General features: G+C 60.3%; 28 protein-coding genes, 2 tRNA genes and 5 pseudogenes. 19 read left to right on the forward strand and 16 right to left on the reverse strand.

The window, feature by feature from the left end:
- Positions 1–17: 17 nt before the first annotated feature.
- From ACX12D_RS38005 to ACX12D_RS38035, 7 genes are all read left to right on the forward strand, one after another.
- Positions 18–701 carry a hypothetical protein gene (locus ACX12D_RS38005; protein WP_459376953.1) on the forward strand — a complete coding sequence of 228 codons (684 nt, stop codon included), beginning with the start codon at positions 18–20 and terminating at the stop codon, positions 699–701.
- Positions 702–887: 186 nt separating this feature from the next.
- Complete coding sequence (locus tag ACX12D_RS38010) at positions 888–1,211, forward strand: H-NS histone family protein (RefSeq protein ID WP_459376954.1); 324 nt, start codon at positions 888–890, stop codon at positions 1,209–1,211.
- A gap of 287 nt (positions 1,212–1,498) precedes the next feature.
- Positions 1,499–1,572: transfer RNA gene (locus ACX12D_RS38015), tRNA-Gly, on the forward strand.
- A gap of 2 nt (positions 1,573–1,574) precedes the next feature.
- A tRNA-Ile gene (locus tag ACX12D_RS38020) sits at positions 1,575–1,653 on the forward strand.
- A 650-nt stretch (positions 1,654–2,303) separates the two neighbouring features.
- Positions 2,304–2,525 carry an IS1096 element passenger TnpR family protein gene (locus ACX12D_RS38025; RefSeq protein WP_459377446.1) on the forward strand — a complete coding sequence of 74 codons (222 nt, stop codon included), beginning with the start codon at positions 2,304–2,306 and terminating at the stop codon, positions 2,523–2,525.
- 684 nt (positions 2,526–3,209) lie between these two features.
- A complete protein-coding gene (locus ACX12D_RS38030) occupies positions 3,210–3,833 on the forward strand; it encodes a PIN domain-containing protein (RefSeq protein ID WP_459376955.1) in 624 nt (207 codons plus the stop codon).
- A gap of 19 nt (positions 3,834–3,852) precedes the next feature.
- Positions 3,853–4,224 (forward strand): hypothetical protein, encoded by a 372-nt coding sequence (locus tag ACX12D_RS38035; RefSeq protein WP_459376956.1) that lies wholly within the window; start codon positions 3,853–3,855, stop codon positions 4,222–4,224.
- Positions 4,225–4,243: 19 nt separating this feature from the next.
- Here the strand turns inward: ACX12D_RS38035 and ACX12D_RS38040 are convergent, their stop codons facing one another.
- Positions 4,244–4,528 carry a hypothetical protein gene (locus ACX12D_RS38040; protein ID WP_459376957.1) on the reverse strand — a complete coding sequence of 95 codons (285 nt, stop codon included), beginning with the start codon at positions 4,526–4,528 and terminating at the stop codon, positions 4,244–4,246.
- A gap of 455 nt (positions 4,529–4,983) precedes the next feature.
- A pseudogene (locus tag ACX12D_RS38045) lies at positions 4,984–5,122 on the reverse strand (IS5/IS1182 family transposase); the annotation flags it as partial.
- 13 nt (positions 5,123–5,135) lie between these two features.
- On the opposite strand from ACX12D_RS38045, the gene ACX12D_RS38050 reads away from it, so the two are divergent.
- Together ACX12D_RS38050 and ACX12D_RS38055 are read left to right on the forward strand one after the other, a co-directional pair.
- Complete coding sequence (locus ACX12D_RS38050; protein WP_459376958.1) at positions 5,136–5,462, forward strand: acyl-CoA thioesterase; 327 nt, start codon at positions 5,136–5,138, stop codon at positions 5,460–5,462.
- 258 nt (positions 5,463–5,720) lie between these two features.
- Positions 5,721–6,863, forward strand: coding sequence for a 3-deoxy-7-phosphoheptulonate synthase (locus ACX12D_RS38055; protein WP_459376959.1), 1,143 nt, complete (start codon positions 5,721–5,723; stop codon positions 6,861–6,863).
- Between the two features lie 504 nt (positions 6,864–7,367).
- On the opposite strand, the gene ACX12D_RS38060 is transcribed toward ACX12D_RS38055, so the two are convergent.
- From ACX12D_RS38060 to ACX12D_RS38090, 7 genes and pseudogenes are all read right to left on the reverse strand, one after another.
- The gene (locus ACX12D_RS38060) at positions 7,368–7,589 is read right to left on the reverse strand and encodes a DUF3079 domain-containing protein (protein WP_459376960.1); all 222 of its coding nucleotides are present in this window, start codon (positions 7,587–7,589) and stop codon (positions 7,368–7,370) included.
- 270 nt (positions 7,590–7,859) lie between these two features.
- A complete protein-coding gene (locus ACX12D_RS38065; RefSeq protein WP_459376961.1) occupies positions 7,860–8,165 on the reverse strand; it encodes a hypothetical protein in 306 nt (101 codons plus the stop codon).
- A gap of 229 nt (positions 8,166–8,394) precedes the next feature.
- Positions 8,395–8,715, reverse strand: a complete 321-nt coding sequence (locus ACX12D_RS38070) for an H-NS histone family protein (RefSeq protein ID WP_459376962.1) — start codon at positions 8,713–8,715, stop codon at positions 8,395–8,397.
- A gap of 81 nt (positions 8,716–8,796) precedes the next feature.
- Positions 8,797–9,666, reverse strand: a complete 870-nt coding sequence (locus tag ACX12D_RS38075) for a nucleotidyl transferase AbiEii/AbiGii toxin family protein (protein WP_459376963.1) — start codon at positions 9,664–9,666, stop codon at positions 8,797–8,799.
- Entirely contained in the window at positions 9,654–10,736 is a 1,083-nt protein-coding gene (locus tag ACX12D_RS38080; RefSeq protein ID WP_459377447.1) for a type IV toxin-antitoxin system AbiEi family antitoxin, read from the reverse strand. The genes ACX12D_RS38075 and ACX12D_RS38080 overlap by 13 nt, the downstream gene beginning before the upstream one ends.
- Positions 10,737–11,082: 346 nt before the next feature.
- Positions 11,083–11,511 (reverse strand): transposase, encoded by a 429-nt coding sequence (locus tag ACX12D_RS38085; RefSeq protein ID WP_459377448.1) that lies wholly within the window; start codon positions 11,509–11,511, stop codon positions 11,083–11,085.
- A pseudogene (locus ACX12D_RS38090) lies at positions 11,478–11,798 on the reverse strand (transposase); the annotation flags it as partial. The gene ACX12D_RS38085 and the pseudogene ACX12D_RS38090, both read right to left, overlap by 34 nt.
- Before the next feature lie 393 nt (positions 11,799–12,191).
- On the opposite strand from ACX12D_RS38090, the gene ACX12D_RS38095 reads away from it, so the two are divergent.
- Positions 12,192–12,488 (forward strand): hypothetical protein, encoded by a 297-nt coding sequence (locus ACX12D_RS38095; RefSeq protein ID WP_459376964.1) that lies wholly within the window; start codon positions 12,192–12,194, stop codon positions 12,486–12,488.
- Between the two features lie 79 nt (positions 12,489–12,567).
- Here ACX12D_RS38095 and ACX12D_RS38100 read toward each other — a convergent pair.
- A pseudogene (locus tag ACX12D_RS38100) lies at positions 12,568–12,735 on the reverse strand (ISKra4-like element ISBte1 family transposase); the annotation flags it as partial.
- Positions 12,736–12,756: 21 nt separating this feature from the next.
- Positions 12,757–13,017: an H-NS histone family protein gene (locus tag ACX12D_RS38105; protein ID WP_459376965.1), complete on the reverse strand. Its 261-nt coding sequence runs from the start codon at positions 13,015–13,017 to the stop codon at positions 12,757–12,759.
- 358 nt (positions 13,018–13,375) lie between these two features.
- Between ACX12D_RS38105 and ACX12D_RS38110 the strand changes: the two genes are divergently transcribed.
- The 5 genes from ACX12D_RS38110 to ACX12D_RS38130 all read left to right on the forward strand — a co-directional run bounded on the left by ACX12D_RS38110 (position 13,376) and on the right by ACX12D_RS38130 (position 17,095).
- Positions 13,376–14,530 (forward strand): ATP-binding protein, encoded by a 1,155-nt coding sequence (locus ACX12D_RS38110; protein ID WP_459376966.1) that lies wholly within the window; start codon positions 13,376–13,378, stop codon positions 14,528–14,530.
- A gap of 285 nt (positions 14,531–14,815) precedes the next feature.
- Positions 14,816–15,127, forward strand: a complete 312-nt coding sequence (locus tag ACX12D_RS38115; protein ID WP_459376967.1) for an alpha/beta hydrolase family protein — start codon at positions 14,816–14,818, stop codon at positions 15,125–15,127.
- 10 nt (positions 15,128–15,137) lie between these two features.
- The gene (locus ACX12D_RS38120; RefSeq protein WP_459376968.1) at positions 15,138–16,484 is read left to right on the forward strand and encodes an MFS transporter; all 1,347 of its coding nucleotides are present in this window, start codon (positions 15,138–15,140) and stop codon (positions 16,482–16,484) included.
- Positions 16,481–16,780, forward strand: a complete 300-nt coding sequence (locus tag ACX12D_RS38125; RefSeq protein WP_459376969.1) for a hypothetical protein — start codon at positions 16,481–16,483, stop codon at positions 16,778–16,780. Before ACX12D_RS38120 ends, ACX12D_RS38125 begins: the two co-directional genes overlap by 4 nt.
- A 66-nt stretch (positions 16,781–16,846) precedes the next feature.
- Positions 16,847–17,095 (forward strand): H-NS histone family protein, encoded by a 249-nt coding sequence (locus ACX12D_RS38130; RefSeq protein ID WP_459376970.1) that lies wholly within the window; start codon positions 16,847–16,849, stop codon positions 17,093–17,095.
- A gap of 199 nt (positions 17,096–17,294) precedes the next feature.
- Here the strand turns inward: ACX12D_RS38130 and ACX12D_RS38135 are convergent, their stop codons facing one another.
- The 5 genes and pseudogenes from ACX12D_RS38135 to ACX12D_RS38155 all read right to left on the reverse strand — a co-directional run bounded on the left by ACX12D_RS38135 (position 17,295) and on the right by ACX12D_RS38155 (position 19,696).
- On the reverse strand, positions 17,295–17,543 hold the full coding sequence (locus ACX12D_RS38135; protein WP_441639661.1) for a hypothetical protein: 249 nt from the start codon (positions 17,541–17,543) through the stop codon (positions 17,295–17,297).
- A gap of 94 nt (positions 17,544–17,637) precedes the next feature.
- Positions 17,638–18,345 (reverse strand): annotated as a pseudogene (locus ACX12D_RS38140) (SDR family oxidoreductase); the annotation flags it as partial.
- A gap of 104 nt (positions 18,346–18,449) precedes the next feature.
- Positions 18,450–18,797, reverse strand: a complete 348-nt coding sequence (locus tag ACX12D_RS38145; protein WP_459376971.1) for an MTH938/NDUFAF3 family protein — start codon at positions 18,795–18,797, stop codon at positions 18,450–18,452.
- A 36-nt stretch (positions 18,798–18,833) separates the two neighbouring features.
- Positions 18,834–19,028, reverse strand: coding sequence for a hypothetical protein (locus ACX12D_RS38150; protein ID WP_441639664.1), 195 nt, complete (start codon positions 19,026–19,028; stop codon positions 18,834–18,836).
- 227 nt (positions 19,029–19,255) lie between these two features.
- Positions 19,256–19,696 carry a hypothetical protein gene (locus tag ACX12D_RS38155; RefSeq protein ID WP_459376972.1) on the reverse strand — a complete coding sequence of 147 codons (441 nt, stop codon included), beginning with the start codon at positions 19,694–19,696 and terminating at the stop codon, positions 19,256–19,258.
- Positions 19,697–19,968: 272 nt separating this feature from the next.
- Here ACX12D_RS38155 and ACX12D_RS38160 point away from each other — a divergent pair, with 272 nt between their 5' ends.
- From ACX12D_RS38160 to sufB, 4 genes and pseudogenes are all read left to right on the forward strand, one after another.
- Positions 19,969–20,133, forward strand: coding sequence for an FmdB family zinc ribbon protein (locus tag ACX12D_RS38160; protein ID WP_441639666.1), 165 nt, complete (start codon positions 19,969–19,971; stop codon positions 20,131–20,133).
- A 223-nt stretch (positions 20,134–20,356) separates the two neighbouring features.
- A pseudogene (locus ACX12D_RS38165) lies at positions 20,357–21,442 on the forward strand (IS630 family transposase).
- A gap of 256 nt (positions 21,443–21,698) precedes the next feature.
- Positions 21,699–22,172 carry an SUF system Fe-S cluster assembly regulator gene (locus ACX12D_RS38170; protein ID WP_459376973.1) on the forward strand — a complete coding sequence of 158 codons (474 nt, stop codon included), beginning with the start codon at positions 21,699–21,701 and terminating at the stop codon, positions 22,170–22,172.
- 23 nt (positions 22,173–22,195) lie between these two features.
- Positions 22,196–23,644: a Fe-S cluster assembly protein SufB gene (gene sufB / locus ACX12D_RS38175; RefSeq protein WP_459376974.1), complete on the forward strand. Its 1,449-nt coding sequence runs from the start codon at positions 22,196–22,198 to the stop codon at positions 23,642–23,644.
- The last annotated feature ends 32 nt before the right edge of the window (positions 23,645–23,676 follow it).

The following is a 23,676-nucleotide window of genomic DNA, read 5'->3' on the forward strand; positions in this document are numbered from 1 at the left end:
CTGCCTTCTCAAATGCCATGAGCTACATTCGCGCACCGTTCACCGACGATCAGGTCCAGAAGCTTAACGAGAACCAGGTCGGCCTCGGCGGCCCGGTTCTGCACGCCTTCACCTGCAGGAACAGCGCCGACCATCGCCACGGAGTCGAAGGTGGCGCCCCTGGCATCCTGATTGCCACCAAGTACGGCTGGGTTTGCCCACACTGCAACTACAAAAGGGACTGGGCATTCGCAATCATGGCGACCCGGTTGACTCGGCCGCCGACCGCCATCCAATCCTATGTCTACACAACGCCCTCAATCGAACAGGCCAACATCCTCCTCGGGCAATATGAACGGCTTGCGGCATCCGAGCGCCCCGGCGTCGCCGTGATGGTCGCCTGCATCAAGAATCGCATCGAGGAAATGTCGCTCCCCGGATTCGGCACTATCGAGCTCAGCGAGATCCCCACTGACGCGGTGGTGAGACGATCAGATGGGCGCAATTACCGGATCGTCTCGGGACAATCACATCTTCAAGCCGCCCTGCGCCTGACCGGCCGCGCGCTGGTGACGGATGCGGTCACCCATGAGCCGCTACACGTCCATGACATCGATGGCAAACTGTTTGCCATTCCGTCCGACGCCCAGGCAGTCCTCGACTCAGAAACACTTAAGGCGATCGAACACGCCAAGGCCAACCCGCGCGCGAGACGAGCGTGAACTCGTTTTTCGCTGTACGCCGCACTGCTCTCACATCGCACGGAACTCGATGCGAAGAGCATTGCGAATTGAAGGCTAGGGCTACATTATCCCTTGATTGGTGTAGACCTCGATATATCGTTTGAACGTGTTGCAATATTCAAAATAATGTACGATGCTGAAGTTACCATAGAAATGGAGAAAGCAATGGCATCATACAAACAACTGCTTGCCGAAAAGGAAAAACTCGAGGCTCAGATCGTCGAAGTGCGAGCAACAGAAGTCGCTGGCGTTATCGAACAGATTCGAGCCCTGATGGCACAGTACGAGTTGACTGCCGACGACATCGCTCCAAAGCGTCGCCGTGGCCGTCCCGCAGCAGACGCGGTGGCTAAGGCGCCGGCAAAACCCAAGACATCCCTGCCGCCAAAGTATCAAGACCCCAAGACGGGCGCAACTTGGACTGGCCGTGGCCGTGCACCGGCTTGGCTCGGTAAGAATCGCGACAAGTTCTTGATTCCGGAAGCGTGAGTGCAGGGCGGCCCAACGACCGTCGTTTTGCCGCGGTTATTGGCAGATAGCCGCGCCGCTTGAGCCCCGAGCTTTGGTTCGAAGAGGGGCATCGATACCAAGGAGTCCGGGGAGCCGATTATCCATAAATGCGGCGTCAAGATGGCGCCGTCCCCTAATGACCGCTCGTGGCAAGCCGATTACTTTGGGGCCGCAATTCGAGGGTGGCGCAGAACGGTTAGGGTTGTCTAACCGAACAAATCGTGCCACACCGATTGGGGTAGCTGCTATCATGCCGCGCATCGCGCGCGGGTGTAGCTCAATGGTAGAGCAGAAGCCTTCCAAGCTTATGACGAGGGTTCGATTCCCTTCACCCGCTCCATCGGGCCTCTAGCTCATGCCTGGTTAGAGCAGCGGACTCATAATCCGTTGGTGCCGTGTTCGACTCACGGGAGGCCCACCAATTAACGAAGAGCTACTCTCGCTCTGATTCCGCCCGTTTTGGCTTAATGTAGTATCAGCCTTGTAGAGGCTTTTATCATCGGCAGGCCGCAAGACAGCAGAGACGCCCACAAAGAAAAAGGCCCTCAGCCGGGCGGGTAGAGGGCCAAACGTCCATGAAGAAATCGGGTAACCCTTAGTCACCCGTAGTCAGTATCTACCCGCCTACGTCTACCCGCAACCCGGAAAGAGGGCGGTGCCGCAACGCATCCGAGACACACCGATGCCCCTTCGCGATACTGCGGTCTGGAGCCTCAAGGCATAGCTGTTCCGGGACGCACGGCCCGGGAAAAGGCTAGATTCTCCCATAAACGTGGTCCATGCCGAGGGTCGGCCGGAAAGGGATTATGCGCTGCGGAGCATAATTACGAATCCCGACCACCACTCTGTTTGAAGCGTTCACCGATTCGGAGTCATCGCGGAACAAGTGCGGCAATCGGCAGCCAAGGCGTGGTTTCGGAAATCCTGAAAGGGCGCCGCGAACTCAACGTACGCCAAATTCGGGCCCTCGCGGCCCGCTCTGGGGTAATCGTCCTTCTCGAGCAGATTGATACGTTTGGGCTCCCAAAACGCTTGTGATTCAAGAGCTTGCAGAAGAAGCAATTTTCTCAAGTGAAGCGAACCGGAAAGCCTTGCTGGAAGCGGCTTCCCGGGGAGTCGCCGTTACATTTTGCACGTTTCGAACGATTACCCCGTTATGCGGAATTCCTGGCAGCCCTCCAGGACCAGACCCATGCGCAACACGATGACTTCCGAAGCTGGGTGGGCGGCGTCTTCGACCCGGCCGGCTTTGATGTCAATGCAGTGAATGCGAGGCTGCGGGCGATTCGGTAACGGGAGCCTCGTGACCTACGAGAGAGGCAGAGACGCTTTGAACTAACGCTCGGCCAGTTCAACCGCCATCTCGGTCGCCGCCTCGGCCCCTGCCACGGTCTCCCCCTTGGTCACGGGCACGCCCTCCGGCACGGTTATCCCCTCGGTCCTGCCCACGATCCCGACTCCAGCCACGGCCTCCCCCTCGGTCATCGCCGGAGCCCCAGCCCCCCCTATCCCCTTGGCTCGAGCCACGCCGGTCACCCCGGTCCCAATCACGGCGTTCTCGTCGGTCCCTGTCTGGGCGTCCGCCCTCGTACCCGCCGTTGCTCCAATCGAAATACGCTCCGTAGCCGGGAGCAGGGTATCCACCATAGTGCGGGGCAGAGTAGCCACCGTAGTACCCATCATCGTATGGAACAACGGCGCAGCCGCTCAGAAGGGCGGCGGCGGCAACGGACAGGACGGCAAGGCGTTTCATGAACTCTTTCACTTACAGGAATAGGTAACTCTTCTTCGAGGATACCGTTAGAGACACGCGACAATTGTAAGAATTGGTGTGCCGGTGGGTAGGGTGGTGCCCAACACGTCCTGCGAACAGTGCCGGGCGAGCCAGACGGTTCGCCAGCCCCTCCTTACTGCTGCAATCGCATTGCCAGCAATCGGATAGAATCGCCCAACAAGAAAAGAAGAATCAGGGGTCACATGGCACAGCCGCTGTTGCTGATGGATTTTGAGAATGTTCAGACAATCGATGTCCATCTCCTCCCGTCGGATTACAGGATCGCCATCTTTTACGGCACTAACCAGAAGAGCGCCTCTCTTGATCTGACCACTCGGCTCCAGAATCTCGGTGCACGGGTGCAATGGCATCGCGTAACTGGCATCGGCAAGAATGCGCTGGATTTCTGCATGGCTTTTCATATCGGCCGTGTTTTTGAGCGCAATGAAGCCAACGAGTTCGTCATCTTGGCCAGGGACAAAGGCTACGACCCCCTGGTCAAGCACATCGGCACGCTTGGCGTGCCCTGCAGACGTGTTGCTGCTGTCAGTGAAATATACGGGGCTCCGCCCACGGCAGCAGTAAGGACGCCCGATCCATCACCAAAGACGTCTTCCCCGGCAAGCAAGGAACTGGATCGCGTAAGAGCCAACCTCGGCAGGGTCGAGAAGAACAAGAGACCGAGGAAGAAGGCAACGCTCGTCAAGTATGTGAGCACCGTCTTTGGCAACAAACTTCCCAAGGCGGAACTGGCAGACCTGGTCGACGACATGTTCCGCCGGAAGTTAGTCTCCGAAGCCAACAACGCCATTTGCTATCACTTCTAGCCAACAGCATTGCCGCTTCATGACAGATAAGAAATTCAGTCCACTGGGCTTCGAACTACGCACCAGCTCTGTCGACCCTTCGCTTCCCTTGTTGTTCCAAATCGGCATCGTCGATGGTGCCGCATCTGACATGCAGGTCATCTACGTTGGCATGAGCAGGGACGGTGCCAAAGCCCCGTTTTCCAACTATGACGACAACCTGCGGAGAATGCAGGACGGCCGAGCGCCAAGGAACGGCAAGCGTTTCCGCCAGATACATAGGGACATCGACATTGCCCTGCGTGAAGGCAAGTCAGTCGTGATCGAACTGGTTCGGAACGTGGACACCGACACCGAGCTCCTTGCCGCTGCGAAGAAGGTGCTGCAGCGAGCGCATGGATTGAGGAACTGAGCGTTGATGCAGGACAGGCTTACAGCCCACCCACCGTTTGGCCTGGCACACGCCCATCAATGATGTCCTGGGCAAATGACAACATCCCCCGCCGTGCCGCACCGATGTTTTCCCAAGGCTTTGCCGACGAAGGAAACACACGCGAATGCTCCGTACCTGGCTTCTGCCCTTCGCGGCAAATGACAACGGACGCATTGAAGCTCCGATCTGCCTTAGGTTGGTGCCACTCCCGAACCGCTGCGTGCTGGTAGACCAGCGGATAAATGTCGAACCCCTTGTAGCTGGCGCTTGGCTTGTCGTCCACAATGTGCTCCGGTTGATGGCAATGCGTGACTGTACTCGGTCTTCATGGCTTCATCACGTCGGCGATCAACTGACAACTAGCCGAAAGCCGGCGGATGCAGCTCCGGCACATACCCGGCCCGTAGCACCGCCACTGTCGAACGTAGGGTAAGGACGATTACTTCCGTCGCGGTGGTCACGCCTTCTTCCTCAACTCTGGCGATCCACCCTGCACGAAATTCGCGTAGAAGGCTTGTGTCTGTGCTGGTTTGGGGGCGTTCTTATATCTAATTAAGTGATCCAGGAGGGTTATGTCTTCCTCGCTTGAAGGGGTCTATCAAAAACTCCCGAAATGCTGCAGACGTCAATTCTTTTAGGGTCGCCTCCCTGGCAGTCGAGGGCGGATTACGGTCGCAGTACCGCGTAGCACGTGCGAACTCAATGTCAAAGCGATTCCAATCGAGCTTAGAGGCCAGTTCAATAAGGCTGCGCCGTACGCCTGGAGCTGTTCCAGCAGACGAGAGCGCAGCCGAGTTTCAAGAGCGCTTCGTGAATGTCGTGCCCGCCGATCGAAGCGAATGCGAAGACGACGGAAGTTGTGGGGCCACGAGTGAGTCCAAGAGGCCCGGATGCAGTGGGCGAGCCTGCTAGGGACCGCGACCGAGGTCCCAGAACTGATGCCGGTGGTCGCCAATGTCGGCTGCACGTTTCATGTGCCGATCGGCTATCCCGCAACACTGCGTGTCTCGGTGCATTGCACTCGGATTGGCAGGAGCAGTGTCGACCTTTGCTTCGAGATACGTGACGCGTCCCACCCCGACATCCATTTCGTTACGGCAACCGCGGTCTGGGTGTGGGTGGACAAGCAATCCGGACGATCCGCACCCGCGCCGGCAAGCGTCCGTGAGCGATGTATCGAGGCCTTGGCGGGCAGGGAGACGCGTTCCGAGCCGTAAGCAGTCTGCCCCGCTGTGCACGCGGACGGTGAACGCATGGGCGGGATGTTCGGAAGGTCTCATCCATGCAGCTTCGTGCTTGACGCCTACCGTTCCGATGGTGCAGGATTTCCGATCGGCCCATCCTGTTTCAATTCCTTCGCCAGGCGCTCGCACCGCACCGGCGGAGCAAGGTGCCGAGCATGGATCGAAGCGGCGCCGCCGAACCTGGACCGCCGGCACTTACCGGCGTTTTTTTCTCCGTTCCAAGAGCTAGCCATGAATGACCCACAAAAATCTCCGCCCACCATCGCCGAGGGTTGGCAAGCGCCGCCGGATCGCACCAGCGTGACCGACGACGCCCGCGTCGACGACATCATTCCGCTGCCTCCGCCAGAACACCTGATCCGTTTTTTCCCCATCCGCAACACGGCCGTCGAATCGCTGGTCACGCAGACACGTCAGCGCATCGCACGCATCCAGCATGGCGAGGACGACCGGCTGCTTGTGATCATGGGGCCGTGCTCGATCCACGATCCGCAGGCGGCGCTCGAGTACGCGCGGCTGTTGATGGCGCAGCGGCAGCGGCATGCCGAGTCGATTGAGATCGTGATGCGTGTGTATTTCGAGAAGCCCCGCACCACCGTCGGTTGGAAAGGGTTGATCAACGACCCCTATCTGGATGAGAGCTATCGCATCGACGAGGGCCTGCGCATCGCACGCAGCCTGTTGGTTGAGATCAATCGCCTTGGCTTGCCCGCGGCCGGCGAGTTGCTGGACGTGATTTCACCGCAGTACATCGGCGACCTGATCTGCTGGGGCGCGATTGGTGCCCGCACCACGGAAAGCCAGGTGCACCGCGAGCTGGCTTCGGGTCTGTCGGCGCCGATCGGCTTCAAGAACGGCACTGACGGGAATATCAAGATTGCCATCGACGCGATCCAGGCCGCTTCTCGACCGCACCACTTCCTGGGGGTGCACAAAAACGGGCAGGTGGCGACGGTACATACCAAGGGCAACCCGGATTGCCATGTCATTCTGCGCGGCGGCAAGGCCCCCAACTACGATGCGGAGTCCGTGGCGGCCGCATGCAGGCAATTGGAAGCGGCCGGGCTGGACAGCTTACTGATGGTGGATTTCAGCCATGCCAACAGCAACAAGCAGCACCAGCGGCAGGTCGATGTCGCGCGCGATGTGGCGCAACAGATCAGCAGCGGCAATCGATCCATCTTCGGGGTCATGGTCGAGAGCCACCTGGTCCCCGGTGCGCAGAAATTCAACCCGGGCGAGCACAATCCGTCCGCATTGACATACGGACAAAGCATTACCGATGCCTGTATCGGATGGGATGACTCGGTGGCAGTACTGGACATGCTTAGCGAGGCCGTCAAAGCGCGCCGCGGGCGCAATGCGAAGCAGTAGTGTATGACTTCAACGCGTGGTGGCGCCACGAGATACGGGTGGAGCTGCGTAGGCTGCGGCAACATCCTGGCTGGCTGCCACGTTCCGGCGCTTGAGGCGGATGAGCAATGATCCATATGTCACGGGTCGCCGTATATGGTGGGTTTCCGTGCATCTTCTTGCTGTTTGTCACGAATAATAATTCGATCAGGAACTTACAAATACACCGAACGCGAGAGACTCATTGCGGCGACCTGCTTTGCTGCAGGTGACTCTGCGCTCCGCTACCGCCATTTTTCCATGGAAAGTACTACAAGGGCTTCCCCATTGCGGCACATCGATCTGCCGGGCGACATGGCTTTCGAAGTGGCGATCGACAGGGGCATGCAGACCTGGGCATTACTGGGCAACCCTCAGCGCCGCGCGACTGGCCAAGACTAGTGAAACGCTCCTCTAGGGGACCGAAAGAAACCTTCTCTCAGGCACTGACGCGAAGCCGGCGCGCAAGAGCGAACCCACTATCGATCAGCCCGAGTTTTGGTCTATGTCTTGTGTAGGCCCTGTCGTCTCGCTGGCGTCGATGTCCCAATCCCCATGCAAGTACCAGTCGTCCCCCAGCAATTCCGCTGGGTGCTGCGTGCGGCTCGATCCGTTACCACAACCCATCGCATGGACGGCGCAGTATTTGTCACAGCCCCAGCAAACGCGCTCGGGATGCTTGGGGTGGAGGGGGAATTTCTTGACCATGGGACACAGCCTCGACTGCCATCTGTAGATGGCAGTATGCTGCCATCACGCGCGGGGCTGCTTGACCGAGATCAAGGCCGCAGTAGGACCTGCGGCCAACCCTCGCGTAGGCCCGGCGCGTGTGCGGGTTGCGAATCGCGAACGCAAAGAAACTCGATGAATCGCATGTTGGCCCGCTCGCCAGCCGCCGTGACCAGCACGGGCAATCGGTGCAGAGGCGCCGGCGCAATCCTGGCAACGCGGGCAACGACGGCGTCGCTCATGGCCGAATCACCCATGGCGCGCATGCCGCGCTTTCACTTCCGCGATGCCGGCCAGCATGTGCTGAAAGTCGCGCAGCGCGTGAGCTTCCTTGGGCATTTGCCTGAGGATCTCGAGTGCGGCGGCCTCCTCCGGCGGCAGATCGTTCAGGTCGACATGCTTGAGCAACAGGAGAAATGCATCGCTGATCCGGCCGATCTGCTTGCCGTAGCTCGCCACATCCAGCACCGCTTTCTCGATGTCCGGATTGGACGAGGCGCCAACATTGACGGTGTAGGATCCGACCTGGCTACCGAACATCGGGAAGTAGGCCATCCACGGGCTGATTGCCTGGAGGACGGGACCGGATAGGGGCAGGTTGACAGCAGTCATCGGACACCACCGCTATATGTGATAAGGACATTATCAGATATATGGAGGAGCGGTGAATCTGACCGCCAAAGGCACGGAGATCTGCTATCGCCTGTTTGATGCAGGGCATAACAGTCTAGGCGACCTGTAGACGGATGCCGCCAACCCACCCAGGGGAGGGTGCCCGCTCCGGTTAGGCTTCGGGGATCAGGAACTTGTCCCGGTTCTTCCCGAGCCAGGCCGGAGCGCGGCCACGGCCTGACCAGGTTGCGCCTGTCTTGGGGTCCTGATATTTCGGGGACAATTCTGTCTTTGGGGCGGCAGCGGTCGTTGCGCTCGTTCCCGCCGGTCTGCCGCGGCGGCGTTTCGGCGTAATGTCTTCGACCGTGAGTTCGTATTCCGCCATGAGGACGCGGATTTTCTCGATCACATCAGCAACCTCAGCGGCGCGGATTTCGACCAGCTGGGCTTCGACTTTCTCTTTCTCGGCCAATAGTTGCTTGTATGTCGCCATTTTCTCTCTCCGTTGGAAATGAGTAATCCTACAGCATGGCCGTAATCAGCCCAACGCAGGCCGTTGTACTATGTCAACGCGCTACTCGCGCAGCTTCAATTCACGAAGAAGCGCGTCGATCTGCCCGAAGGCGTCCTGTTGCCATTGCTCTGGGCTTCGATCGCCTAGGACTTGGGTGTCCTCAACGAACTGCCTCACCGAGGTCGCCCCGAAACCGTCAAACTCGTCGAACTTCGCGGCGATGTAACGAAATCCTGTCGCACCACTTTTCTCGTCAAGGAGCGGCCGGCAGGCCTCTGCCAGGGCACCAATTCCACCTGGGTAGTTCCGCACGCAGTAATAGATGTCATAGGCGTCCTTCTGCTTCAAACGGCCATTCAGCGCATACCCCTTCATGGCCAGCAGGGCGGGAATGGAACACACAGCGACTTCTACCTTGTTCGTGCCGCCGTTCGGCATTGGCCCGGACACCGCCACCATCTGGTAAAAGCGCGTCGCCAGGTCGGCGCCATCTGCGCGTTGGACTGCGAAGTTATCGATCAGCGGGGGAATGTTCTTCTCGATCTCGGCATGCCGTGGCATCAGGAAATCAACGACGACGTCGATGGCCGGGCCGCTGTCCTGCGCAGGAACCTGGCGAACGAGTTGAAAACGTCTGAGCCCCTCACGTTGAATGTACCCCTGCTCCATCAGGGCTTCGACGAGCGTGGCGTACTCGTTGTTGGCTAGTGCCTCGGCATCCAAGCTCAGGTCCACATCGATCGTACCCACGTGGCGCATCTCCTCGTTGTCGAGAAGCAGCCAGGGCACTGCTCCGCCGATGACAGCGAACTTGCCCTGGAAGGTGCCGAGGATCTGGCCGATTTCCACAAGGACCGATTTCACTGCAGCGGTAGTGCGATCATCATATTCGGCTGCGGACTGCGGTTCCTGCGGGACTATGCCTGCCATATCATCCTTTCTTGGCGTAGATGCTGGGCGGCCTCTTCGCCGCGTTCACCAGCAAGGGATAGATCCAGGTAGGTCTGGACTGTACTTGTGCAGATGGCGTTCGGCGCCGGCTCAACGGTGTCGGACAGTAGGCCCTCGTCTTTCGGAAGCGTGATGATGACATTCTCCCCCTTGGTAGCGGGAGCTAGCTTCAGGGCTGTCTTGAGCTTCTCGAGGCCTGTCTCGGTGGCATAGAAGTAGTGTGTACCGGTGCGGCCATAGGGCGCGAGCCAGTTGGCAGCGGAAAAGGATGCAAAGACGGCATCCCTTTTCTGGCATCCTCCGCCCATCACTTCGCGTGCAGCTTCCTCCAACGCGCTCCCGTGCAACGTTGTGTAGAACCGTTTGCGCTCGCCTGCTGGCGCCTCGTAGCTGTCGTGCCATGCGTCCAGTAGGGCGCCGGGTTGAGACAGATAAAGGCCGTCGCTGGTCGCCTTGGCCCATTCCCTATCCAGCAATCCGGTGCGCACATTGCTCACGTGACCCAGACTTACGCCGCTGGCTTCTGCAAGCTCCGCAACGCGCCAGGGACGATCTGGCTCGCGCAGCATCACTCGAAGCACTTGCGCCGACTTCGGCCTGAACAGGGATCTGAGCTCGCGGCGTTCGACGGTTGGCTTTTCGGAGACCTGGCGGTCGATGAAAACCCCACCGAACGCGATCCGGGCGTTTCCCTCCAGATCGAGATAGCCCACCTCGCTTTCCCGACACATCTCCCGGGTTGCGGGAGAGAAGTAAGGAGCAATGATGAGGGGCACTGCTCCTGGGCCGCCATAGCTCGCAGCGTCCCGAACCATCAGCAGGGCGTTCTTGACGTAGCGCGGTTGTCCGTTGGACAACACCTCGCAAAACAGGTGATACGACTGCCCGGCGGCCCGGATATTAGCAATCAGGTCGATCCGGTGATTTGCAATAGGCTGCTCCTCCCGGACCTCATCGAGTTCGATGATCGGGATCTGCGCAAGCAGACGGTCCAGGGCTTCTCGGCCCTGGATGTTGGCGTCCTTCAGTGAATCTACGGTTTTCAGCATTTGCTGAATGTAGGTCGTTGAGTGAAATGCGTCAAGAACTTTCATTGAAGCTAAGGCTTTCAACAGATGCTGAAAGACATCATTCTGTTGAAATTGAGGGGCAAACTCATCTACCCCTGGACCCGTACCTGATGCAAAGATCTGCTTGAGGCAACTCATCGGTCACGCCTATGGATGCGTCTTCCGCCCACATCACGTCCCACAGGGCAGCGCCTGTTGGGGCTCCAGCCCCGTCGCGCGACCCTTATAGAGCGGTAAGCCCCACGGCCTCCGGGCCCGAAAGTGCCATACGGCAACGTAAGCGGCACTTTTCCGTTTCATGATAAGAAAGATCTGGGGTATCCATTTAACCGGAGTCATCACGTCTCCACGGCCGATTTTGCCGGGGGCGATCGAGACTGGGAGGATGTCCGCGTTTCCGAGGTGGCGTCGGACGCACGGCCTTGGGACTCTTCTTGTGCGTCAGGTCTTGGTAGCGCACGGGGTCATGAGCGACAGCGAGTTCCAAGATCCGGTAGAACAGCAGCCCGCGGCTGCGTGAACGTCGGCCGTTGAAGCGGAACACGAATTCGTTGAGATAGCTGGGTAAGTGCGCAGCGTCCACCGCTCCTTGGTGCGTCCCGAGCAGCCAGCGCTTTGCCAGGGATGCAATTCGATGCACGCCTGGCAACAGCGCGCCCGGGTCTTCCCCACGCGCGCGAGCTGCCCGCTGCCCGCTGGCTGCGACGCTACATGAATGTAGCCGTTCTGCTCCAATCCCCGGTAGCCCGGCCAACCGTCGGTGACCACCGTTGCCCCTGGCTCCACGTTGGCTAACACGAACGCCTGCAGTGACTCCGTCGCGGCATTCGCAATGGGTACCATACGGCAGCGGCCGAGCCCGCTGGGCTGCAGGAGCTCGACTGCAATACAGGTTAGTACCTTCTTGCCTTGAGCGCGTCCTCCGATCAACCCCGGCTCGATACCGCGGGTAATCCAGGCAGTCGGCATCGGACTGAAACCATGTCTGGAATTCGTCGAAGGAACGAGGGTAGTCAATGCCTGCGATGGGAACAGAAGCATCGTAAGCGCTCAATAAACGACACGCTGCCCAGGGATCCATCACCGCTCTCGTCGATGGCCAGATTTGGCGGTAGGACGGAACGAACCGGCACACCTTCGTACAGATGACCGGAGGAACCAGGAGGTCACTCATAGCCCTCAATTCCCTCGCCCGTTGGCGGACAGACGGAAATTCTCCGGAAATCATTGGCATTTTTTCTATTCGCCGCCAAAGTTGTTCCTGATGGGGGGCCGAATGCAAATCAGCTCCTATGTAAAGCAGCCTTCTGGCATCTACTGGCCAACATGAATCGGGGCGTAGAACAACCTCTTGGCCGCATTGACTACTGACTAAGGGTTCCACCCAGCACCGTATTCGCGCCAACTCCAGGGCATCAAAGTGAGTGATATATCATGCACACTGTAATAAGAGCATATTCGGGAGCAGGCACTAAGGAACTCTTCGATTTGTTGGAGAGGCGCACACCTGAGATCGAATCGCTGATGCATTCGGTCCAAGGCTTTGTCAGCTACACACTGGCCCGAAGCGAGGATGGTGAATTTGGCTTCTCAGTTACCGTTTGCAATGACAAGACTGGGGTTGATGAAAGCAGCCAAAAGGCTAAGGATTGGATCGCACAGAACGCTGCAGGCAACGGCGCAAGTGCCCCAACGATCTCAGAGGGACTCGTGATCCTGCACGTTAAGTAGCGGCAATACGTGCTGACCCGATCGAGCGCAGAGTTGGAGGCCGTCATCGGGGTGATCGAATGGAAGGGACTTCCCCTGCCCGCATGGCGATGTGGAACCAATCGAGAACGTACTCACCGCGGTCACCAAAGCCGAGCTGGGCAAACCGTACGGTATCCCCGCCGTCCGACAGGAAGGTCACCGGTTGACTAGGTTGCACACCTTCACGTCGAAGGAAACTCAACATACGATCGGCCGGCCGGGACTCCGGCGCTGCGACAGTGATCAGCTATGGCTGCGTCGCGGTTACCCGGAAATGTTCCATCGTCTGCCCGGCGTGGATCGCCCGCTGCAGCCAGTCCGGCATGGCGCCGCGGCCGTCCCAGCCCTGCCCGTGCGCATTGCGGTAGCGCACCGCTCCTGGCGTTGGGGTCGGTGGTGGCTCGGCAAAGCAGCCGGCGGCCTGCAAGTCAGCCAGGCTCAGCCCATGCTGGGCCAACTGGATGCGGATCCAGGTAATCGCTTGCGCGCGCTCGATTTCGATCGACATGGTGTAGGTGAATAGATTTGGGGCAGCGCCGGATCTGGCGTCTTGCCGTCGCCTGACAGCGTTGGACGTCAGGGTTGATGGGGGACGGCGGCCAAACAGGGCGCGGCCTTCCTTACGAGGAAATGTGGCGTTCCCAACTGCCGCCGTGCTCCCCCAAAGGAGCCCTGGGATATACCCAGTGCCCGCCACGTCAGCGCTCCATCGCGACAGACTCGCTTCGCCCTCTAGTATGTGCTGCAAGATTTACATAATGAGCGGCGAAACCGTACAGATACGGCCCAAACTCCACAAATTAGCGACCTTGACTATAATCGACTATAGTTTGGTCTAATCGAACATATTCCTAGGGACCGCGCGGATGGAGGTCTTCAAACGAGAGGCACTAGCAACAGAGTTGGCCACCAAAATTCTGACGGTCTCACCGACTTCCGCGTCCAGTTCCGGCCTTTTTCTGGCGGCGCCAAGACGAACCGGCAAGTCGACCTTCTTAAGGGAGGATCTGCGGCCGGCGTTGGAGAACCTCGGTGCCCTTGTAGTCTATGCCGATCTGTGGGAAGACCGCCGAGCTGACCCAGGAGAGGTCATTGTCGGGGCCGTGCGGGCCGAGCTCGCGAGCCATGAAGGCGTCATTAAGCGACTCGCTCGCTCTGCCGGAATGGAGAAAGTCGCGGTTGGCGGGATGTCGTTCTCCCTTGATCGGGTTGGCCTTGGCGAAGGGATTTCCCTGTCGGCGGCACTTGCCGCCCTATCGGATGATGCGGGCAAGCCCATTGTGCTGGTAATCGACGAAGCGCAGCAAGCGATTGTCAGTGAGAAGGGGAACGACGCCCTGTTCGCGTTAAAGGCCGCGCGGGATGAACTGAATAGCAGCAGACATAAGGGTCTGCGAATCGTCGCGACGGGCTCCAATCGTGAGAAGCTGGCCATGCTCCGCAATAGCCGAGACCAGGCGTTCTACGGAGCTCCCCTCGTCAACTTCCCGGCGCTGGACATGGCCTATGTCCAATGGTTCTGTGATCGACTTGACTTGGGAGCCAAACTCGACCCGGCAGAGGTGTTCGAGCTGTTCAAGCGAGCCGCTTTCCGCCCGGAACTGTTGGGTGCCGCGGCTGATGCGCTTCGGTTTGAATTCGGACTTCCGGCAGGAGACATCCCCGCGAGATTTGCGGCCGCGGTTGAAGAGCAGATCGCGGTCAGCAACACCGAACAGATGCGCGTGGTTCACAGTCTGACGCCGCTTCAATCCACAGTTCTTCGAGTCATGGCCGTTCGGGGGAGCAATTACGCGCCGTTCGAGGCGGCCACCATGGAGGCGTATGACGCCGTCTTGAAGGCGATTGACCCGGGCGCCGACGCGAGAGTCGATGTTTCGAATGCCCAGCAGGCGCTTTCTGCGCTCCAGGACAAAGCGCTTGTATGGCGGGCAGCGCGCGGCGTCTACGCGCTCGAGGAGACCGGATTGGCGAGTCTGATGCAGCAGGCGGGAATGCTGAAGCCAGTGCCGGCGGCATAGGGCGCATGCCGGGATAAAGCCGGAAATGACACATAAGGCTGGAAGTAATAAAGAACGCGACTTTTATGTGCGCGACGGGTCGGCCGCTCGAGCGCTCGCTCTAGCGCAGCGAGCCACGTTGTCACCGCTTCGTCCGCGTCTCATATTCGGGTGATTCCGAATCCCGGCCGACCCTCAATTCGATGTGGCCTTCGGTCCACGCAGGTTTTCGAGCCGTCTTGCTTTTCGGTAATTTCTGGCCGCTGCGCGGGGTAGCGCGCCACCTATCGAACATTGGAGACAAAGATGAGTACTCAGCGCGAAGTTGAATTCCTGAGCCAGGGCATCAAGGTCCGCGCCGATCTTGTGTTGCCGGAAGGCGAGGGCCCGTTCCCTCTGCTGGTCATGGGCGGTGGCTGGTGCTACGTCAAGGAGATCGTCATGCCGCACTACGCCAAGGCGATCGTGAAGAAGGGCGTGGCGGTGCTGCCCAACGTCTCGCACACGAGCCTGTACTCCAAGCAGAACGACTTGACAATCGCTGGCGCCCTGGCGGCGGAGTTCGCAGCCGAGCAACTTGGCGGTTCATCGAACAAGAAACCGGGCGCCAACGCCTGACGGGGAGTATATGGCCGCATTTTCCTTTCCTGAAGATGGCGTTGTGGTGGAGAGCCCCGAGGAAAAAATGCTCTTCTCCAAGATCAACTGGCACATCCTGCCCTTGCTGTTGGTTGCCTACTGCTTTGCCTTCATCGACCGGGTGAACATCGGCTTCGCTCAGCTTCAGATGAAGCATGAGTTGCATTTCAGCGATCAGGTCTTCGCCCTCGGCGCGGGCATGTTCTTCGTCGGCTATCTGCTGTTCGAGGTGCCGAGCAACCTGCTCCTGGAGAAGATCGGCGCGCGCAAGACCATCCTGCGCATCATGGTGCTTTGGGGTGCCTGCGCCACTGGCATGGCCTGGGTTACAACACCCTGGCAGTTCTACATGCTGCGCTTCCTGCTCGGCGCCTTCGAGGCGGGCTTCTTCCCCGGCGTCGTCCTCTACTTTACCTACTGGTACCCGCCGGCCCGGCGCGGCCGGGCCATCGCAATGTTCATGACCTCTGCGGTCATCTCCGGCATCCTCATCGGCCCGATCAATGGTGCGCTGATAAAGTTCGGCAACGACTTTCTTGGCTACCACGGCTGGCAATGGATGTTCATCGTCAATGGTGCGCCATGCCTGCTGATCGGCTTTCTCTGCTACACCTGCCTGAGTAACAGCCCGGCTGAGGCCAAATGGCTCACCCTCGAGCAGAAGAGGCTGCTGGCCGATCGACTCGCTAGGGATGGTCGGACCGGGGGAGGCAGTCGCCACGGCGCTCTCGGAGCCCTGCTGCGCGATCCCAAGGTCTATGTGCTCTCGTTCATCTGTTTCCTGTACCTCGGCGCGGTCTACGTGCTGGTGTTTTGGGTACCGACGTTGATCCAAAGCTGGGGCGTGAAAGACGTCTTCCACATCGGCCTGCTGCAAGCCATCCCGAACGTCGTCGGCGCCGTCGGCATGATGCTCATGAGCCGCAGCTCCGACCGATACAACGAACGGCGCTGGCACTTCGTGGCCGGCGTGGCGTTGATCGCGACCGGCCTGCTCGGCATCGCTTGCCTGAACGGCGGCGTGGCCGTGTCGATCGCACTGCTCTCGCTCGCGACCATCGGCACGGCTTCCACGACGCCGATTTTCTTCTCCTTCGTCAGCGAGTACCTGCCGAAGGAACAGGCGGCCAGCGGCCTCGCGCTGGTGAGTTCGCTCGCCAACATCGCGCCGATGGTGACGCCCTCCATCAGCACCTGGCTGCGGACCTCGACGGGCAGCAACACGTCCAGCCTGCTCATGGTGGTCGCGCTCTATGCCGCCGCGGCCATCGTCATGATCTTCGCCGCCCGGAGGCCGAGGCTTCCATATCAAGTTCAAGGAGTATCAGCGCTATGACACAAGCAGCGGAAATTAGCGCCAACATGGCCATCGATTGGGACGTGCCGATCGAGATGGACGATGGCATCGTGCTGCGGGCCGACGTCGACAGGCCCATCGCGCCGGGCGAGTACCCGGTCATCATGACCTACGGCCCCTACGGCAAGGGCCTGTCCTTCCAGGAGGGCTACAAGACGCCCTGGGACCTGATGGCCGCACGGTATCCCGATGCGCTGGAGGGCTCGTCGAACCTCTACCAGGCGTGGGAGGTCGACCGAGAAGCCGAGCGACAAGCAGGGCGAACAGCAAGATGAAAAGCAGGGGCGCGCCGACGGCCGCCTCGAACCCGGATGACGGCAGCGACAGCAGTGACGACAGCAATGACAGCGAACAATGAGCGGGCGGAGGCGATTCGCTGGATCCAGGATCAGATGGCGGACTATGGGCTGACCATGGAGGAGCTGGAAGCGGCGGGATGCTTCGATCCGCCGTCGCCGTCGCCTCCGCCGCCGGCGGTCTGCTACCGCAATGCCGCGGGGCAGAGTTGGGACGGGCAGGGCGACATGCCCGACTGGCTGCAGCGGGCGGTCAATGCGGGGCAGAGTAAAGAGTTTTACCGGGTCGGGTAGTGATGTCGGTTATCAATGTGCGTAGGCAAACCTTGACAGAACCGTGACGGCGTCTCCCCGACGCCTGCGGTCCATCGGTCCCGCTGCAGATCGATCAACGATCAGCAACGACGAGCGAAAGGGCCGCCCATCTCAAGTGCGGGGGCCATGCTGCACAAAAAGCGCCCCCGGATTTGGCCACTCCCGATTCCGATCCCGTTCAGCCGAACGTACCTCGCGCCAGATCTTTTTCAAATTCGATGGTCCACGCGGTGCCATGTCCGATTCGGTATTCCCTTTCCTTGAGCGTCGACTTGCGGATGATGGTGACATAGCCCTGGAGAGGGTAGACCTCGTCGACGACGTCGGGCGTGTCGGTTTCCTGAAGCAAAAAGTCGGCTTCGGCAAGCTGGTGACGATGCAAGATAGCGACGAAATCCGCTTTTTCGTCCGGTGCGATCACTGACATTTGGCGTCCCCCGATATTGAACGCTCGACTTTTCCAAGATAGCACAAGCGTCAACGCTGCAGTGGCAAGGCGCGCATTCGGGCGCGCCGCGCGACCACGGAATCGGCTGGCGATCGCGAAAAAAGCCACCGCTGGGTCCGGCTTCAGGCAGCGTCGCGAGCCAGACGACGGTGTCGATGCCATGCTCGGGAGAACGCGGTGCATCGGGGCCACCCAGGTCGGTCCGGCACCAGCCAGGGCACACCGAGTTGACCTTGACGCCGCTGTTGGCCATCTCGTCGGCGAGGATGCGCGTGACGGCATTCAGCGCCGTCTTTGAGATACGGTAGGCCGGCACGCCGCGGGTCATCTCCGCGAGCTGGCCCATGTCGGAAGCCAGATTGACCACCCGGCCGGCGCGGCTGGCGCGCAGCAGGGGCGCCAATGCCTGTGTGACCCGCAGCACGCCGAAGAGATTTGTCTCCAGGGTGGTGCGCAAGGTCTCGAGCGGCAGTTCGAGCAAGTTGGCGCTGTCGTGATCGAGCAAGACGCCGGCGTTATTGATCAGCACGTTCACGCGGCCGAAGCGTTCGGCCAGCCACTTGGCCAGCGCGGCCACCGAATGCGTGTCGGTGACGTCGAGCGGCCGGCATGCGAGCGAGTGGCCGGTAAGCGCGAGCCGGGCTCGCAACGCATCAAGGTCCGCCGGCTTGCGCGCCGTGGCAACGACCAGGTGGCCTTCCACGGTGGCCAGATGGCTCGCGGCTGCGCGGCCCAGGCCGCGACTCGCGCCGGTGATGACGGTGATCGGTTGGCTGTCCATGCTGGCGCCTCCTTATCGGCGAGGGCGGCATCGGCGTCGGACATCATGGCCACCCGGCGCATGAAGCAAGCGGCCAGTTCGATGCTGGCGTCAATACATTGTGTCTAGCAGGTGAGGTGCAGGATCGCATTGGCGCCGCGGGGGTGCTCCGCCAGCCTTGCGATGGCTTCGGCGGTTGGAAGAATGACCAGTTTGACGTGGCGATGCCTGGCCTCTTGCTTCACATCTTCCATCACCGGCAATGCACCGGTGCCGGTGCCGATAACCAGTTGGCTGCAATTCCAGGGTATGTCTTCCCTGACTGATAGCGGTGTGTGCCCGAAGGCTTCGCGGAATTGCCTGGATGGCCTCTTCTTTCGCTTGCGAACCTCACCCTGATCGATGACCACGTCATGCTGATAAGTCACGCCGTCAATACAGACGGACCCAAAGGAAAATGCTTCGAAGCGCATACGTACCTCCACTGGGACGCGGGCGGTGACAGTGGCTCATGATTCGTTCTTGTGTAGCTTGCCGGTGCTGGTTACAGCAACCACGTCCAGGTCGAAGAATGGGCTGTCCTGGGGCGGCGGTGGCAATCCCGCGCCCCAGGCGCTGATGGCAAGCTTGATGTATTCGGCCATCTGCTCGTCCGAGACGTCCTTGGGTTGGTCAATGATGACCACGTACCGATGATTGCTCATGGTGCATCCTTATCGGCTGGCAGCGAAGCCTGCTCCAGGCTGCCATGCTGCCGCGTTCTCGCTTGGCATGACGCCGCGATTGCCCTTCATGTTCTGCGCCGCCGTCACGCGAGGTATTGCCTGTTACGCTTTGAGTATAGGGGGCACGCCTGGCCGCGCACCCTGCAAGCTGGGGCAGACCGTTCCCCGCTGGAGCGGGCGCGGGCAGCGGCCATGGATCGCGTGTCCTAACGCTTGCGATGCTTCCCGGCGCGTGGCGCATCGTCGGCAGGATCGGGAATCAGGTCCTTGTCCAGTACGTCATCGATGTTGGGCGGCGCAGGCGGGTGCTCTTCGCGCTCCGCGCTCCGGTCCGCCCGGTCCGCGGGGGTATCCGCGGGAATACTCTCGGCGGCGCGCGTGATCTCGTTCATGCTTTCTTCTGGCGCGTCATCCTCGTTTGGGTCATGGCCATGGGGGAAATCGATCGGCTCCGCCGCCCGTTCGGTGAATTCGTCAACGGCCTCCTCGATGTTCTCCCACACGTCTTCCAGTTCAGTGGAATCCAGGATGCTGGGAATGGTGCGATCCGTGCGCGGCCGAACCGGTGATCCGGTTCGCCGCGTCTTGCCAGAGTCCACCTTGTGCGGCTTTTTCATCGTCAACTCCTGACCGACGATCGTGGCCATGCTTTGTGCAAGCACGCGTATGTTTCAATAATAAGCACGCAAAGAGCGCGCTGTGAAGCGTAGGTGCCTGATGTGGTACCGGGGTGGTACCGGGCATGCGAGACTGCCAGGAGATCCGCCAGGACGGAAACCCGGGAACGCCATGGAAAAGATATTCCGTTATCGCCTTTGCTGCCCGAGACGGTATCCTAGAATGGAGTGCCGAACTGCCGGAAGTCGCTGGCATCGCAAGATGCAGCGAGTCCGTGCACCAAGCAGGCTGGAGGCGCGTCATGCCCACCTATCAGTACCGTTGTGAGAAATGCGGTGAGGTTTTCGACCGCGCGGAACATCTCGCCGAACATGAAATCGCCCACCCATCTTGCCCCAAGTGCGGCAGCAAAACGGTACAGCACATGCCGACGCCGTTTGTTGCGAAGACGGCGAGAAAGAGCTGAGGTCTGCCCAGCCTTGATGGCGAGGGCGAAATCGTGACGGTTAGGGGACGGATGCCGTAGCAACCGGGATTCCGCTGTTGGCCGCCATGTTCGCGGGCTGCCTGGCCTACCTTGCCATGTTGCCCGGCTGGGTGTTGTGCTAGTGTAGTGTTGCATTCTTGAATGAGCTTACGATGCTCGCATGCCTCCAATGTTCAACTTCGGAGCAGAGTGGAGAGCGCGAATGCGAGTTGCCCCTGAGATTGTGCTGACCGACGAGGAGCGCGCCGAGTTGACGAGGCAGGTTCGTTCGACGCTTACCAGCGTGAGGCTGGTGCAGCGTGCGCGTATCGTGCTGCTTGCGGCTGAGGGGATGCAGAGCAAGGACATTGCCGAGCAACTGAGCGTGGGCCGGGTGCAGATCTCGCGCTAACGCGAGCGCTATGCCCAGTCGCGACTCTCGGGCATTGAGCGTGACCTTCCACGTGGAGCGCCGCCGGTAAAGGTGGACGTCTCTCGCCTCGTGGAGCTGACCACCCAGAGCAAGCCCGAAGCGGCCACGCACTGGAGCACTCGCAAGATGGCTGTCGAGTTGGGTGTTAGCGCGGCCAGCGTCTCACGGCACTGGCGTGCCAACGGCCTGAAACCCCATGTTGTGCGCGGTTTCAAGGTCTCGCGCGATCCGAAGTTTGTCGAGAAGCTTGAAGATATCGTGGGTCTGTACATGTCGCCACCCGAGCACGCGCTTGTGCTGTGCTGCGACGAGAAGAGTCAGGTGCAGGCGCTGGACCGCACACAGCCCGGGCTGCCGCTGAAGAATGGGCGCGCGGCAACCATGACCCACGACTACAAGCGCAATGGCACGACCACGCTGTTTGCCGCGCTCAACGTGCTCGATGGCCAGGTCATTGCCCAGTGCCAGCAGCGCCACCGCCATACCGAGTGGTTGAAGTTCCTGCGCAAGATCGACCGTGAGACGCCCAAGGACAAAACGCTGCATCTGATCGCCGACAACTACGCCACGCACAAGCATCCTGCGGTGCAGGACTGGCTGGCAAAGCATCCGCGATTCAACATGCACTTCACGCCTACCTCGGCGTCATGGCTGAACATGGTCGAGCGGTTCTTCCGCGATATCACGACCGAGCGACTTCGCCGCGGCGTATTCACCAGCGTGCCGGAACTGATCGCCGCCATCAATGGGTACATCGCTCACCACAACACCAACCCCAAGCCGTTCATCTCGACCAAGAGCGCTCGCGACATCCTGCAGAAGGTCATTCGCGCCAACCGCCGCTTAAGTTCCAAACAGAATGCAACACTACACTAGGTTCATGCCGGCTCGCAGGCTGTGCCACCGACAGAGGTCTCCTTCATCACCATTGGGTCCACATAGGCGGCGACCATCCGAATCAGGCTCTGCGCCAATACGCTGAACCCGACATGCTCTGACTGCCGGCCGAGTCACGCGTGACTTGCCAGATTCGATAAGCGGGGGATTGGAGGTCGCATCGCGGCGGAACCCTTCATAGGAACCATACAGGACCAGATCAGTTCTAATTAGCAGGGAGTAGCTTGGGGTAAAGATGCTCAGACTAAGCAAACTGACCGACTATGGCACGGTGATCATGACGCACATGGCGCGCGATCCGGGCCGGATCTGCAGTGCCGCCGAGGTTGCGGCCGAGATTGGCGTGTCGATGCCCACCGCGAGCAAAATCCTCAAGATGCTTGCGCGACAAAAGCTGCTGCATTCGCTGCGCGGCGCGAAGGGCGGTTACCTGCTGGCGCGGTCGCCGCAGGAGATCTCGATCGCGCAGGTGATTGACGCCATGGAAGGCCCTGCCGGCATGACCGAATGCAGCATTGCGGCCGGCTTGTGCGCCCAGGAAGGAATGTGTTCCGTCCGTGCGAACTGGCAGCGAATCAGCCTGGCGATCTTTCATGCCCTAGATGGCGTAACGCTGGCGGACATGACGCAACCGACGTTGCATCCGGTGGATATCGGCGCGCTGCACGCCTGGAAGGCGGCCGGCCGTAGTAAGCAGGCGTTCGAGTGACGCAAGGCGACCGAAGGCAGAACATGGCAACCCCCGCACACAAGCTCGACGAACTGATCAGCCAAGGCTATCAGCACGGCTTCTACACGTCCGTGGCAACGGACACGGTGCCGTGCGGGTTGAACGAGGACGTGATCCGCATGATCTCGGCCATGAAGGACGAGCCGGAGTTCATGCTTGAGTGGCGCCTGAAGGCCTATCGTCATTGGCTGACGGTGTCCGAGCCGCACTGGGCGACGGTCAGGCACCCGCCCATCGACTATCAGGCAATTGCTTACTATTCCGCGCCAAGCTCCCAAAAAGCCGGGCCCAAGACGCTGGACGAGGTCGATCCGGAGTTGCTGCGCACCTACGAGAAGCTGGGCGTGCCCTTGCGGGAGCGCGAGTTGCTCGCGGGCGTCGCCGTGGATGCGGTATTCGACAGCGTCTCGGTCGCAACCACCTTCAAGGCGAAACTGGGCGAGCTCGGCATTGTTTTCTGTTCGTTCTCGGAGGCGGTGCGGGAGCATCCCGAGCTGGTGCGGCAGTACCTCGGCACGGTAGTGCCTTACACCGACAACTACTTCGCCACGCTCAACTCGGCGGTGTTCAGCGACGGGTCGTTCTGCTATATCCCGCCAGGAGTACGCTGCCCGATGGAGTTGTCCACTTACTTTCGCATCAATGCCCAGAAGACCGGCCAGTTCGAGCGCACCCTGATCATTGCCGACGAGGGCGCCTATGTCAGCTATCTGGAAGGCTGCACCGCGCCGATGCGCGACGAAAACCAGCTGCATGCCGCGGTGGTGGAACTGATCGCGCTGGAAGGTGCGCAGATCCGGTACGCGACGGTGCAGAACTGGTATCCGGGCGACAAGGATGGCAAGGGCGGCATCTATAACTTCGTGACCAAGCGCGGTGACTGCCGCGGTGCCTGCTCGAAGATCTCGTGGACCCAGGTCGAGACCGGATCGGCCATCACGTGGAAGTATCCAAGCGTGATCCTGCAGGGCGACGACTCGGTCGGGGAGTTCTATTCCGTGGCGCTGACCAACCACTACCAGCAGGCCGACACCGGTACCAAGATGACCCACCTCGGCAGGAATACCCGGAGCACGATTCTCTCCAAGGGCATTTCGGCCGGCCACGGCCAGAACGCCTATCGCGGGCTGGTGAAGGTGGCAAAGAGCGCCGGCGGCGCGCGCAACTACTCGCGGTGCGACTCGCTGTTGCTGGGTGACAAGTGTGCGGCCCACACCTTTCCCTATATCGAGGTGAAAAACGCCACCGCGCGCGTCGAACACGAGGCCTCCACCTCGCGCATCGGCGAGGACCAGCTGTTCTATTGCCAAAGCCGCGGTATCGGCCCCGAAGACGCGGTATCGATGATCGTGAACGGCTTTTGCAAGGAAGTATTCAAGGAACTGCCGATGGAGTTCGCGGTGGAAGCGCAGAAGCTGCTGGGCGTCAGCCTGGAGGGAAGCATCGGCTAAGAAGGGAGCGCGCGGGACGCGCTACCTCGGAG

Source organism: Cupriavidus sp. PET2-C1, from assembly GCF_054515855.1.